Source organism: Labrys sp. E2SS-1L (assembly GCF_057073705.1).
In genome coordinates, this window is sequence record NZ_CP172713.1 from 814,705 (window position 1) to 827,675 (window position 12,971).

The 12,971-nt window shown below is 62.3% G+C and carries 11 protein-coding genes; 7 read left to right on the forward strand and 4 right to left on the reverse strand.

The window, feature by feature from the left end; genetic code table 11:
* Nucleotides 1-149: 149 nt before the first annotated feature.
* The 3 genes from ACIGJE_RS29380 to ACIGJE_RS29390 all read left to right on the forward strand — a co-directional run bounded on the left by ACIGJE_RS29380 (nt 150) and on the right by ACIGJE_RS29390 (nt 2,837).
* Nucleotides 150-833 carry a GntR family transcriptional regulator gene (locus tag ACIGJE_RS29380; protein ID WP_311945093.1) on the forward strand — a complete coding sequence of 228 codons (684 nt, stop codon included), beginning with the start codon at nt 150-152 and terminating at the stop codon, nt 831-833.
* Between the two features lie 375 nt (nt 834-1,208).
* Nucleotides 1,209-1,811, forward strand: coding sequence for a TVP38/TMEM64 family protein (locus tag ACIGJE_RS29385; RefSeq protein WP_367624352.1), 603 nt, complete (start codon nt 1,209-1,211; stop codon nt 1,809-1,811).
* A gap of 591 nt (nt 1,812-2,402) precedes the next feature.
* Entirely contained in the window at nt 2,403-2,837 is a 435-nt protein-coding gene (locus ACIGJE_RS29390; RefSeq protein ID WP_311945095.1) for an SLOG family protein, read from the forward strand.
* Between the two features lie 60 nt (nt 2,838-2,897).
* Here ACIGJE_RS29390 and ACIGJE_RS29395 read toward each other — a convergent pair whose 3' ends face one another.
* A complete protein-coding gene (locus tag ACIGJE_RS29395; RefSeq protein ID WP_311945096.1) occupies nt 2,898-3,614 on the reverse strand; it encodes a LuxR C-terminal-related transcriptional regulator in 717 nt (238 codons plus the stop codon).
* Nucleotides 3,615-3,974: 360 nt separating this feature from the next.
* Here ACIGJE_RS29395 and ACIGJE_RS29400 point away from each other — a divergent pair, with 360 nt between their 5' ends.
* A complete protein-coding gene (locus ACIGJE_RS29400; RefSeq protein ID WP_311945098.1) occupies nt 3,975-4,589 on the forward strand; it encodes a response regulator in 615 nt (204 codons plus the stop codon).
* Nucleotides 4,590-6,380 (forward strand): ATP-binding response regulator, encoded by a 1,791-nt coding sequence (locus tag ACIGJE_RS29405; protein ID WP_311945100.1) that lies wholly within the window; start codon nt 4,590-4,592, stop codon nt 6,378-6,380.
* A gap of 35 nt (nt 6,381-6,415) precedes the next feature.
* Here the strand turns inward: ACIGJE_RS29405 and ACIGJE_RS29410 are convergent, their stop codons facing one another.
* Nucleotides 6,416-7,675, reverse strand: a complete 1,260-nt coding sequence (locus ACIGJE_RS29410) for an NAD(P)/FAD-dependent oxidoreductase (protein ID WP_367624350.1) — start codon at nt 7,673-7,675, stop codon at nt 6,416-6,418.
* Between the two features lie 368 nt (nt 7,676-8,043).
* On the opposite strand from ACIGJE_RS29410, the gene ACIGJE_RS29415 reads away from it, so the two are divergent.
* On the forward strand, nt 8,044-8,766 hold the full coding sequence (locus tag ACIGJE_RS29415; RefSeq protein WP_311945103.1) for a class I SAM-dependent methyltransferase: 723 nt from the start codon (nt 8,044-8,046) through the stop codon (nt 8,764-8,766).
* Nucleotides 8,767-8,875: 109 nt separating this feature from the next.
* On the opposite strand, the gene ACIGJE_RS29420 is transcribed toward ACIGJE_RS29415, so the two are convergent.
* Nucleotides 8,876-9,805 carry a cation diffusion facilitator family transporter gene (locus ACIGJE_RS29420; RefSeq protein WP_376717800.1) on the reverse strand — a complete coding sequence of 310 codons (930 nt, stop codon included), beginning with the start codon at nt 9,803-9,805 and terminating at the stop codon, nt 8,876-8,878.
* A 132-nt stretch (nt 9,806-9,937) separates the two neighbouring features.
* Nucleotides 9,938-10,402: a hypothetical protein gene (locus tag ACIGJE_RS29425; protein WP_415085946.1), complete on the reverse strand. Its 465-nt coding sequence runs from the start codon at nt 10,400-10,402 to the stop codon at nt 9,938-9,940.
* A 736-nt stretch (nt 10,403-11,138) separates the two neighbouring features.
* On the opposite strand from ACIGJE_RS29425, the gene groL reads away from it, so the two are divergent.
* Nucleotides 11,139-12,767, forward strand: a complete 1,629-nt coding sequence (gene groL, locus ACIGJE_RS29430) for a chaperonin GroEL (RefSeq protein ID WP_311945107.1) — start codon at nt 11,139-11,141, stop codon at nt 12,765-12,767.
* Nucleotides 12,768-12,971: the final 204 nt, after the last annotated feature.

The window sequence follows — 12,971 nt, forward strand, 5'->3', positions numbered from 1 at the left end:
TTCGACTCGTTGATAAGTCAGCTTCTGTGAGCTACTTTTGATCATAAATCAAAGATCAGAATTTTAGCAAGCCCGGTGACGCTTTCTTGGAACGGCGAACCGACCTACAAGACGAGAATCCCGTCCCGGGATTGCAACGCGGAGGTGTCATGAGCGAAATCAGGTCCAAGGCGCGAGAACCGCTCTCGGTCGTCCGCGTGCAGCGCGCCACGATGCAGGAGGACGTCTATCGCCAGGCCAAGGAACTGATCCTCAATGGCGACCTGGCGCCCGGCCAGTCGATTACCATCCAGTGGCTGGCGGATGCCTTCGGCGTCAGCGCCATGCCGGTGCGCGAGGCCATTCTACGCCTGACGGCGGAAAAGGCCCTCACGGTGGTCGCCGGGCGAAGCCTCGGCATTCCGCATCTGACCCGAGAACGATTGGCCGACCTGACGCGCACTCGCCTGGAAATCGAAGGATTGGCGGTATCCTGGGCCGCGCCCAACCTCCAGCCCGCAACACTCGCCCGGCTGGACGAACTGGTCGAAGAGATGGACAACATCAAGCCGAACAAGGAAGCCCGGAAGATCTATCTGCGCGCCAACCGGGCGCTGCATTTCGAGATCTACCAAGCGAGCGGCTCGGAGACACTGTTCGGCATCATCGAGACCCTCTGGCTCCAGGTCAGCCCCTATTTCAACCTGCTGCAGGAACGCGGCAATTTCGTCGTCTCGAATAAACACCACCGTATCCTCGTCGACGCACTGCGATCGGGAGATCGGGATGGTGCGGTTCGTGCCGTCCAGGCCGATATCGGCGACGCGGCCGATATTCTCGAAACCATTCTCTGACCGGCTGTGTTCCAGAGAGGGACCAGCCTCTTGCCGGTCCTAACCCTTTGTTTCGATGTGCATTTGCGAATCCTGGCAAGGTTGTCGGATTACAGGACGCCTTGGCGCCGGTACTTTCACGGCTGTGTCACATCGTCTGACAATAGTGTGCACCCATGCCGCAAATCGGCGGCATAGCAACCAACTTTTGACCCGGCGCCCGACACGCCGGGTTCTTTGTTGGCACGAGGCATGATCGGCATGCTGCCTGGATGCCGGCATCGCTTTCACATCCGGCCACAGGCCGCGTGAATGTCTCTTGAGCAAAAGCCATCGAGGTTGCATCCTGCCCGAGACACGATATGAACGGCGAACGACACCGGGACTGGTTTGGGCATGCAGGCGGATCTATTGAGCTTTGCCGGCGAGTGGGGAGCAGCCTTGATGCTGCTGCTCTTCTTCGTCAGTGCGGTCTCGCTGCTGCCCCGGCCCGCGCTTTGCATCGTGGCCGGTTCCGCCTATGGTCTATACGGCATCCCGCTTGCCCTGATCGGATCCATCCTCGGCGCATCCGTGGCTTACTGGCTCGGCCTCGCCGTTGGTCGCCGCTACGGGCACCGGCTCACCCGGCGCTGGCGCCTGCTCGAGCCGCTTCGTGAAGCTGTTCGGATAAGTGGCTGGCGTATCGTGCTTTTATGCCGTTTCGCGCCGATTGCGCCATCGAGCCTGGTGAGCTTCGTGTTCGGCTCGACTTCGACCGCCTTCGGCCCGTTCCTGATCGCGACCGGGCTTGGCATTCTGCCCGGCATCGCCCTGCAGGTCGCTGCCGGTGCGGGACTGCGCGCGAGCCTCGATGGACAGCTGTCGGCGCTGCAGATCGTCACTTTCGGCTTAGGCCTTTGCGCCGGCCTGGCGGCTCTCCTGTTGCTGGGGCGCAAGCTGCGGCAGGTCCTGGCGACCTATCAGCGCGAGCCGGCGGGCGAAGAGCGGATTCGGTAACGCTCAATCATGGATGCTGACGGCCGGTGCCTCAACCGCGCCTTCTTCGCCGGATTGTGGTGGCTACTACGCCCACCACCAGCAAGCCGGCCACTGCCAGGGCCATGATGCCCGTCACGCGGATGGCCGCCAGGGCGAGTATGATGGATGTCAGAGAGTGAATGAGGGCGTCGGCGATACTCAGCAAGGGCGGCGGATACCAATGGAGGGGGGGGTGAATGACAGAGATCAGATCTCGATGACACCGCCAGAGTGGCATGAGAGTTGGGCGCTGATGGGGCACTTTCACGACGAGACTCGCCTTCGCTCGCCTTGCCTTATCATGCGGTAGTGGGCTCCGGACAATCGGATCACACCCCTGTCACGCCGGTGGCTGATCTAATGGCGGGCAAGGAAGAGCCAAGAGGTTTGACCCGAACCAGATACAGGCCGGTCTTCGGCCAACATGCAGGTTCGGTATCAAGGATCACGGCAGGACCCGCGACATCCCCCCGGGAGATCGGGGAAATTCTGCTCAAGAAAATGCATCAACGCGAAGAAGAATAGAGAAACTGCGCTTCAAAGCGGTCACAGGTCCGGGCGGTGGCACTCATGACGATCGACATGCACAACAGACATCTCTCGCTGCTGCAGCCTTCCGGCGAGAAGATCCCGCGCCTGCCGCCAGGCAAGCCCAGAACCGTGCTCGTCTGTGGTGATGACGAGACCATCGATGAGCAACGCGTCTTCGCCATCCTGGACCGCCTGCTGGCGGATGAGGGAGAATTTCGTATCGTTCATGCCGGCAAGCGTGGCGCTGACCTGCTGGCAACCAAGTGGGCCGTCGCCCATCGGGTCAGGTCGATTGTCGAGCGCGCGTCCTGGCTCAGATATGGCACATCCGCGGGACCGCTGCGCAACGAGCACATGCTCAATTTCTACGAGCCCTTCGTGGTGATTGCTTTTCCGGGCGGCAAGGATTGCGCAGATCTGGTGGCGCGAGCCCGACGATCCGGTGTCCGCATCGTCGAGGCGGTTGCCTTCTGAAGCCTGCAACGCCCCGATCCCGGCGACCGGAACCGAACTCGGTTGCCCCTTCCGATTGGATCAGTGGGCGTCGCCGTCAAAAAGATCGTTGGTCATATAGGCGATTTCCGTGCGATTGCGCGCCCGGATCTTCTGCATGATGTTGCGGATATGCACCTTGACGGTGCATTCCTCCATATTGAGCTTGTAGGCGATGATCTTGTTGGACTCGCCCTGGCGCAATCGCTGGATCACCGCCAGTTGCTTGGGTGTGAAGGCCGCCTGCCGAGACACGCCTTCGTCCTGGCTTTCCTCTCCGCTGAAACCAGCCCGTGACTTCGACGGCAGCAGGCCGCTTGCCGGGACGAAGATGCCACCTGCCGCCACCAGGCGTATAGCCGCCAGGGCAACATCGAGGCTGGAGCTCATGCCGATATAGCCCCGTGCCCCCTTGCCGAGAGCCGCCACGACCAGCCGGGGATCCTCGATGTCGGAAACCACGATCACCCGAACGTCACCGCAATGTTGGGCCACAAAATCGAGATCGAGCCCCACGACCGCCTCGGTTGCCTTCTGACCCGTGACGCAAAACAGGACAATGCACGGGCCGTAGCCTTCCTCACTCTGGTGCCAATCCGCCAGACTGGCATATCCCAGGGCAGAAAAGGCAGGGGCAGCAGAGACGAGGCTGTGTATCAGACAGCTGCGGGTGAGTTGCTTGTCATCGATGACGGCAATCGTCCACGGCGCGCCCTGCCGGTCGTGTTCGGGAGCATGGGAAGTGGGGATCGGTTCCACGGGAGGAGTCTTTCAGCAAGAAAATGGACCATGAGAACTTCGGCAGCGAATTGCCGAAGTACATAGTGCGCCCCCCTGTCACGCTGGCTACCATTGGGAATGCAGCCTGCTTGGCCCGGATCGGCGATAGATCGACGAGGTGAAAACCTCAACCATCCGATTCTCTTGCGGCAAGCGCCTTAGCCGCAATCGGCCGGCAAGCTCGTCGTGAGACCAATCCCGCCAAGTTGCTCCACTCAACTCCAACCCGTTGGTCAAAGCGACTTTAGAAAACTCTTAGCTCATTTTCCATAGTCTGTCTTGGACTAGTCTGCATGGACTAATGGTCTAAGGTCGGCAACTAGCCTAAAGTAGGGTGTCATGCACGCCCCATCGCCGCTGCACTTACTCCTGATCGATGATCACTCGCTCCTGCGCGCCGGCTTGCGCCTGGTGCTCGAGCAAGGGCTGCCGCACGCCATGATCCGCGAGGCCGCCTCGATCGCCCAGGCCATTGCCGAGGACCAGATACGGCCTCATGCGGTATTGCTCGATATCGAGATGCCCGGCCTGAGCGGCATGGAAGGATTGGCCGTGTTCAGGCGACGCTGGCCAGGCGCACCTGTGATCATCCTCACCTCGCATGACGATGTCGGCACTCGGGCGGAGGCCCTCGCCAAGGGCGCGGCGGCCTTCCTGTCTAAGGCCGAGCCGACCGATCGTATCGTCGCGACCGTCGAAAGTGCCCTGCGAGGAGAGACGGCCCCCAGCGAGATCGCTCATCCGCTCGCCAGAAGCCAGGCCCAGCTCACGCCGCGCCAATACGAGGTTCTCGACCAATTGGGCCGGGGCTATTCCAACAAAGTGATCGGGCGCCACCTCAACCTGTCGGAAAACACGGTACGCGTGCACGTCCAGGCCCTGCTGGCGGCTTTCGACGTGGCGAGCCGGGCGGAGGCGGTGGCCACGGCCCGCGAACGCGGCCTGATACGCTGAATGGCAGCGCTCCTGTTCAAGCCGGTTCCCGCCCGCATCGCTGCGGAGCAGCTTCGCTTCATGCTTGGCACGGCTCCGTTTGCCTTCATCATCGGCGGCATCGGCAATGCGGCGATGGCCGTCATCTTCGCCCTGAATGCCCCCGTGCTTCCCTTGGCGATCTGGGCAGTCTGCGCTTTTCTTCCCGTGCCTTTTCTGCGCCTGCTCGCCAACCGCTTCCGTGACAGTCCGGATCCTGTTGCCGAGGCCGGTCGCTACCAGCGTTATGCCGTCCTGCTTGCCACGGCGATCGGCGTCCTGCGGGGCATATTGCCCTGGATCGCCTTTGATCAGGCTTCGCCCCTCGCCATCGCCCTGCTTCTGTGTTTCATGGCCGGCATCCAGGCTGGCTCCCTCTCCTTCATGGCGCCCGTGCTGCCGGCCTTTGTCGGCTATTCGGTCGTGTTCATCGCCATGCTCTCCCTCAAATTGGTCACGCTCGGCGATCCCATGTATTGGGGCATGGCGATTGGCAGCATATTGTTCTGCATCGCCATCATCGCTTCGGCGCGCAGCGCGTCGCAGACCTTCCAGAAATTGGCGGAGCTGCGGTTCGAGAACAACGAATTGGTAGAGCGCCTGCGCCAGGAGACGGCAATCGCCCAGGCCGCCCGCCTCGAGGCCGAAACCGCAAACCAGGCCAAATCGAAATTCCTGGCTGCCGCCAGCCACGATCTGCGCCAACCCATCCATGCCCAGGGCCTGTTCCTGGAAGTGCTCGCCCGTGGCCAGTTGACGGCGCAGCAACGCGAGATCCTGGACAATGCCCGCGCCGCCTCGAGTGCTTCGGGCGACATGCTCAACACGCTGCTCGATTTCTCGCGGCTCGAAGCCGGCGTGGTCACGGTGAGCAAGCGCTGTTTCGAACTCCAGCCCCTGCTCAACAGGATCGGTACCGAACTTGCCCCGTCGGCGGATGAAAAAGGCATCGTCTACCGTCAGCGCGATACCGATGTGATGGTGGAATCAGACCCCGCACTGGTGGAGCTGATCCTGCGCAACCTGATCTCCAACGCCATTCGCTACACCGAACGCGGTGGTGTGTTGATCGGCTGCCGGCGCCGCTCCGACCAGGTCCATGTCGAGGTCTGGGACAGCGGCATCGGCATCGCGGCCGACAACCAGCAGGAAATTTTTCGAGAATTTCATCAGCTCGGCAATCCCGAGCGCGATCGCCGCAAGGGGCTCGGCCTGGGATTGGCTATCACCGAGCGTCTCGCCCGGGCCGCCAATCATGAATTGCGATTGCGCTCGGTGGTTGGCCGCGGCAGCAAATTCGCTCTTATTCTGCCTCTTGCAGCCGGGCAGTCCGGCATGCAGGCCGATCCCGAGCCGTCCGCGTTCGCGAACGACCACACGACGCTGGGCACACCGTGCCGGATCCTCGTGATCGACGACGACGAAGCCGTTCGTGAGGGCATGTTGCGCCTGCTGAAAACCTGGGGCGCGCGGTGCGAGGCCGTGGAAGGCATCGAGCAGGCGCGGCTTTGCCTCGACCGCATGGCACCGGATCTGGTGATCTGCGATTACCGCCTGCGCGAGCAGCGAACCGGCGCGGAAGCGATTGCCATCCTCCGGGAACGGATCCCCGACCTGCCCGCCATCCTCATCACGGGCGACACCGCGCCCGAGCGGCTACGCGAAGCGGAGGCCAGCGGCATCCCCCTGCTGCACAAGCCGGTTCTGCCAGCCGCCCTCTTTGCCAGGATCCGCAGCACCTTGCCGCCTCGAGCAAAGCGGGCCCATGGCTGAACGGCGCTGGTGCCGGCCTGCACTCCCTATGTCTTTCAGCCGAACCGGTTCATTGCAAAGGGCGTCGGATCGGCAAAAGTGGGCAATCCCGCCATCATTTCCGACAGCAGTCGCCCCGTGGCGGGACCGAGCGTCAGGCCATGATGGTTGTGGCCAAAGGCGAACCACAGGCCCTTGTGGCGTGGAGCCGGGCCGATCACGGGACGCATGTCCGGCAGGCAGGGGCGCGATCCCATCCAGGGCGCAGCCTCGACACGTTGCGCGAGTGGAAATACCTCGCGGGCATGCGGCTCGGTCCGGTCGAGCTGTACCGGCGTCGGCGCGTGATCGCGTGCGGCGAACTCGATTCCCGTCGTCAGCCGGATGCCCCGGGTCATCGGCGCCAGCAGATAGCCACGCTCGATGTCGACGATCGGCCGATTGAGGACGGCGCCGGGTGCCGGATTGAAATGCACGTGATAGCCGCGCTTGACCGCAAGCGGCACGCGATAGCCGAATTTCGTGTAGAGCCGGTCCGACCATGGCCCAAGGGCCACGACGGCTTCGCGGCAGTGATAGTGGTGCTCCGGCGTCTCCAGACTCCAGCCGCCCTCTTCCTGCCGCAGGGCTGTCGCGTCGGCCTCGACGAAGCTGCCGCCATTGCGGGCGAAAAGCGCAGCATACTCCTTCACCAGCCGGCCAGGATCGGCAATCGTGGCGGGATCGCGCCAATGCACCGCACCCGCGAATACACCCGCCAGGCTCGGTTCCCTCTCACGCAGTGCGGAAGCGGCAAGGAGGTCGTAGCGCAAGCCGAATTCGTCGAGCTGCCTAGCCGCCGAACAGGCCTTCTCGAAGGCCGCGGTGCTGCGATAGGCCTCCATCCAGCCGGTTGGTCGCAATTGCTCGGAAATACCGGCATCGGCCATCAGCCTGGCGTGCTCCTCCACCGAATGCTCGATCAGGGGCAGCATATCGAGGGCAGCCCGGCGCAGCCGCTTGGGCGAGGACTCCCACCAGAAGCGCGCGAGCCACGGCAGGGCCTTGGGCAGGAAGCGCCAATGGTAGCGCACATCCGCAGATAGATTCAGCCCATAGTGGAGAATCGTCGAGAGCTCACGTGGAAAGCCATAGGGAATGACGCTGGCCCGTTCGATCAGGCCCGCGTTGCCGTAGCTGGTTTCCTCGCCTGGAGGACGGCGGTCGACGAGAACGACGGATCGCCCCAATTTCTGAAGATGCAGAGCAACCGAGACGCCGACGATACCGGCACCGAGCACCAATACGTCGCCCGATTGCCTGATGACCTGAACCATGGACCGCTGCCCCCAAGCAATTTCGCGGCCAAGATCTGATTCGTGGCCAAGACTTGACCGCTGCATCGTGGAGTCCATGACGGCCGGCCGTTTCCCGATTGTCCTTGCGCCAAGCGCTGTCGTGCCCGCAAGCAATTTCGTCGCATGATGCGGAAACCGCGCTGCTTTGACGCTTGGTCTGCGAGAAGGGCAGAGAACCGCACGGATCATTCGCCAGGCCTGCGCGGTTGTCCGGAGGTGTCGATGCACCGTCATCGAGCACAAAGAAGTGCCGAAACAGCGGGTTAGGTGCAGCCCTTCCCGCCCGAATGCACTTTGCTTTAGGCTCGCTCCTTCGAATCAGCACAATCTGATCGGAGTGAGACGAAATGGACCGTTCAGCGGACGAGGCCCATTGGACGCGTATTGCCGAACAGTGGATCGCCTGGGCGCGATCGCCGGGCCATGACGCTTTCTGGGCCTATCGCCAGTCATTGCTTGCCTTCATCGGTGCCGGGCAAGGCAAGGCTCTGGAGATAGGCTGCGGCGAAGGCCGGGTCAGTCGCGAACTGCGCAAGCTGGGCTACCACGTGACGGCAACGGACGCCGTGGCGCCGATGGTCGATGCCGCGCGGCAGGCGGAATCAGCCGACGCCTACGCCGTTGCAGGAGCTGCAAAACTACCGTTTGCCGCGGCCAGCTTCGATCTGGTGGTGGCCTACAATGTCTTGATGGATGTCGAGGATGTACCGGCGGCCGTTGCCGAAGCCCGACGTGTCCTCAAGCCGAGCGGCGAGTTCCTGATATCGCTGGTGCATCCCTTCCGGGACCGTGGCCGCTTCGCAGGCCCTGAGCCGGATGCGCCCTTCATCCTGGAAGGCAGCTATTACGGCCGGGTTCGCTTCGAAGGCGAAGAAGAGCATGACGGACTTCGCATGCACTTTGCCGGCTGGTCGCAACCGCTTGAGAATTATGTCTCTGCCCTCTCGCGGGCGGGCCTGGCGATTACGGCCCTGCGCGAGCCCATTCCCGATATGGAGAATGCAGACCGCCTCAGGCAATGGGCTCGCCTGCCGCTTTTCCTTTGGCTCAAGGCAAAGATCCTGGCTTGAGAAAATCCAACCTAAAATATTATTATATCAATGTAATTCATTGATATAAAACCATAATTATAGATATGATCAGCTCTCGCAGAGGCGGCGCTGGTATCCTCTGCCCGTTCTACACGGCCCATTCGACATCCGTGGTAAAGGCGATGGTCAACCAGCGATCCCGGCTTTCGCCGCCGATCGCTTCGCCGATCTCGTCACGGATGCGGTCCCATTCCTCCAAGCGTGTGGCTGGCCGGCCGGACGGCACGATGAAATAGAGCTCGATCTGCCGACCTCGGCCGACCTTCGCGACATAGGCTTTGTGAGTCAGAAAGCCGTATTTGGTGACGAAGATCTTGGCGACGGCGTCGACATGGTCCTTGAGGGACGTCGGCGTTACCAGGAGGATCTCGGACAGGGCCTGCCTGACGGTCGAAACCGGCAGAGGAATGATGACCAGGCAGAGCAGAAGCAGGACGGCGGGATCGACATAGGGGGTGAGCCAGTCGAAGCGCGTGCCCTCGATCGCATAGCCGATGCAGAAAGCCAGAAGCAGCGCCCCCGTGATCGCGGCTGACATGATCCAGGCCTTGGCATCGAGCGCCACGAAATCGGAGCGGATGGTCCGGTTCATCCGGGTTTCGATCACCGCCATGGCGATGCAGGCAGCCAAGGCCACGGCGGCATAGAGGATGGCATATCCGAATTGGAGATCCCTGCCGCCGACCATCAGACTGCCGATGGCATTGATCATCGCATAAATGGCCGCCCCGATGAGCATGGCGCCGTTGAGGCCGAGAACCATCGGCTCCAGATGCCAGAAGCCCATGGTGAAGCGCTCATGCAGCTTTCCCACGGCTGTGGCCGGGGACGAATTGGTGGCGATCAGGCTCGCCACAATCAGCGCCAGGCCGCTCATGCTGGCGTCGACCAGCATATAGACGCCGTCGAAGACGATGGAGAAGGAACCAGAAAGCAGGCCGAACACCACGCCGAACCCGGCTACGAAAATGGTGACGGCGATCGAGACTTTGAGAATGCCTTGTTCCGTATGCACCATCACCCCGCGCTGCCGAACGGCCAAGACCTAGTACACCGCCAAGCCATGTCGGCATCGGCACAGGTCGGCGCGACCTGCCAGGCCGATAACTCGTATCAGCCATCCCGGTCAAAAGGCGATGCCCCTTCGGGGCTACGGACGCAGTTGCCCGATGCGGCCAGAGCCCAGATTCCGGCGGACATGCCGCAACCGGCAGGTCCAGCGTTCCGCGGGTTTGGCAGCGGAGCGAGCGGCGCGAGCCGACAAAGGCCTGCGCGCACCCGCTTCGGCCGCATCCTCGGAGGAAACCTCATCCAGCGGTGTTTCCGAGGCGGGAGCTTTCTTGCGCGGAGCAGTCTTGACTTCTTCCGGCAGATTGGAAGATGGCGGTTCCTGATCGTTCCCGGGGGCCACATCAGGAGCCAGCTGGGAATGCACCGGGGGATGCTCTTCCTGCGATGCCTTGCTCCTGCGTGCCTTCCTTACCGGAATAACCCTTGCTTCCTCCGGCGGCAGCACCGGGGCTTTCGCCATTTTGCGACTGCGTTTGACGGTGTTCTTATCGCCCTTCCCGTCGCGCGCCTCGACATGGGCAGTCTCGTCCTTGGGCTCGACCACGGCCTGGGCCGGAATGGGCACAGGCTCAACAGGAGCGAGGGGCTCCTGCTCTGACGGCCCGGGCTCGGTGGCTCGAGGCTGAAAGAACTGCTCGGCATGTTGCCAGGCCTTGGATCGCGCACCGGCAGGCTCGGGCGCGTCCTCCCAAGACGACGTCGGTCGCGCGGGTGGAGAGGCCTGGGCCGGAATCGATCGCGAACGCCTGACCTCGACGAAGAAAGGCTTGGACGGGGGTTTCATTCGGGAATGTATGTTGCTTGCGAGTCGTGGAATGCGGGCAGCATTACACCCTCGATCGTGCTTGGCAAACCGCCAGATCGGTTGAAATGCGAAATATCCCGCCTTCTCCCCGTCGACAGATCGTCATACCGCGTTCCTTGCAGGATCATTGCACCTTCGGCTTTGCCTTCCGGCAGTTGAGGACGATCCCGCTCCCCTGCTCCTCCGCCACCAGGAATTCGAGAGCCAGAACAGACAAGGTCGCCACGGAACGACTGAACGAGAACAATATCCAGACTGAAGCGTTTCCCCCAAAAAGTTGATAGACTTCTCCATCAACAAGACACGTCGAAACAGGGAATGTGGAAAAGATCGATTCGGAGAAATCGCAACATGCTCGGGCATGTCGCGATGCGATGAAGATATTTCCCAAGTCGCAAAACCGCGTCAAAGCAACAAGTTAGCGCAAAAAAGCGCAGTCTTGCCGAAGGTCGAGCCATTCCAGGGAGGGATTGTCATGGCTGCCAAGGACGTGAAGTTCTCATCCGAAGCGCGCGAGAAGATGTTGAAGGGCGTCGACCTGCTTGCAGATGCGGTCAAGGTGACGCTCGGTCCCAAGGGGCGCAATGTCGTCATCGAAAAGAGCTTCGGTGCCCCCCGCATCACCAAGGACGGCGTCACCGTCGCCAAGGAAATCGAACTCGCCGACAAGTTCGAGAATATGGGCGCGCAACTGGTCCGCGAGGTCGCCGCCAAGACGTCCGACGCGGCCGGTGACGGTACTACCACCGCCACGGTTCTCGCCCAGGCCATCGTCCGCGAAGGCGCCAAGGCGGTGGCGGCCGGCATGAACCCGATGGATCTCAAGCGGGGCATCGACATGGCGGTGGACGCGGTGGTCGCCGATCTCAAAACGCATGCCCGCAAGGTCACCAAGAACGACGAGATCGCCCAGGTCGGCACGATTTCGGCCAACGGGGACGCGGAGATCGGCGAATTCCTCGCCAAGGCGATGAAGAAGGTCGGCAATGAGGGCGTGATCACCGTCGAGGAAGCAACCGCGCTGGCTACCGAACTCGAGGTGGTGGAGGGCATGCAATTCGATCGGGGCTACATCTCGCCCTATTTCGTCACCAATGCCGAGAAGATGCGAGCCGACCTCGAAGACCCCTATATCCTGATCCATGAAAAGAAGCTCTCCAGTCTTCAAGCATTGCTCCCCTTGCTCGAAGCCGTCGTGCAAAGCGGCCGCCCCTTGCTGATCATCGCCGAGGATGTGGAAGGCGAGGCCCTCGCCACCCTGGTGGTCAACAAGCTGCGCGGCGGGCTGAAGATCGCCGCCGTCAAGGCACCCGGCTTCGGCGACCGCCGCAAGGCCATGCTCGAGGACATTGCCATTCTCACCGGCGGGGAGGTCGTCAGCGAGGATCTCGGCATCAAGCTGGAGAATGTCGGGCTGCCAATGCTCGGGCAGGCCAAGAAGGTGGTGATCGAGAAGGAAAGTACCACCATCGTCGACGGCGCCGGCAAGAAAGCGGAGATCCAGGCCCGCCTCGGCCAGATCCGCGCCCAGATCGAGGAGACCAGCTCCGACTACGACCGGGAGAAGCTGCAGGAGCGCCTGGCCAAGTTGGCGGGCGGCGTGGCGGTGATCCGGGTGGGGGGCGCCACCGAAGTCGAGGTCAAGGAGCGCAAGGACCGGGTCGACGATGCGCTTCACGCAACCCGCGCGGCCGTGGAGGAAGGCATCCTGCCCGGCGGTGGCGTGGCCCTGCTGCGCTCGCTCGGCGCCCTGGGCAGCTTGAAACCGGGCAATAGCGACCAAAAAACCGGTGTCGACATCGTCAGACGTGCAATCGAAGTGCCAGCCCGGCAAATCGCGGCGAATGCCGGTGCCGACGCCAGCATCATCATCGGCAAGCTTCTGGAAAAGGACAGCTATAATTGGGGCTACAATGCCTATACGGGCGAATATCAGGATCTCGTCCGGGCCGGGGTGATCGATCCAGCCAAAGTGGTGCGGACGGCCCTGCAGGGTGCAGCGTCGATCGCTGCCTTGCTGATCACCACCGAGGCGCTTGTGGCTGAACTGCCCGGCAAGGAGGCGCCACCGGCCATGCCGGGCGGCGGTGGCATGGGCTTTTAAGGGCCGTGATATCGCGGCCAGGATAGGCTACCAGGGGAACTCGCGCCTCTGCGGGTCCGCGGTAGTGCCGTGCCAAAACGTCGCCCGCAGACTGGGTCCCGGCTGCTTTTCCAGCCGTTGTGATCGGGTGATGATCGCAATGTGCGAAATCGCACTGACGAGCCCTGTCGCGTTCTGCCTTGTCGTTACGTCATGTCGACAGTT

Excerpts from the sequence above, each read along its gene's own strand:
- ACIGJE_RS29380 (WP_311945093.1), top strand. The coding sequence starts at position 150 with ATGAGCGAAATCAGGTCCAAGGCGCGAGAACCGCTCTCGGTCGTCCGC.
- ACIGJE_RS29385 (WP_367624352.1), top strand. The coding sequence starts at position 1,209 with ATGCAGGCGGATCTATTGAGCTTTGCCGGCGAGTGGGGAGCAGCCTTG.
- ACIGJE_RS29390 (WP_311945095.1), top strand. The coding sequence starts at position 2,403 with ATGACGATCGACATGCACAACAGACATCTCTCGCTGCTGCAGCCTTCC.
- ACIGJE_RS29400 (WP_311945098.1), top strand. The coding sequence starts at position 3,975 with ATGCACGCCCCATCGCCGCTGCACTTACTCCTGATCGATGATCACTCG.
- ACIGJE_RS29405 (WP_311945100.1), top strand. The coding sequence starts at position 4,590 with ATGGCAGCGCTCCTGTTCAAGCCGGTTCCCGCCCGCATCGCTGCGGAG.
- ACIGJE_RS29410 (WP_367624350.1), bottom strand. The coding sequence starts at position 7,675 with ATGGTTCAGGTCATCAGGCAATCGGGCGACGTATTGGTGCTCGGTGCC.
- ACIGJE_RS29415 (WP_311945103.1), top strand. The coding sequence starts at position 8,044 with ATGGACCGTTCAGCGGACGAGGCCCATTGGACGCGTATTGCCGAACAG.
- ACIGJE_RS29420 (WP_376717800.1), bottom strand. The coding sequence starts at position 9,805 with ATGGTGCATACGGAACAAGGCATTCTCAAAGTCTCGATCGCCGTCACC.
- groL (WP_311945107.1), top strand. The coding sequence starts at position 11,139 with ATGGCTGCCAAGGACGTGAAGTTCTCATCCGAAGCGCGCGAGAAGATG.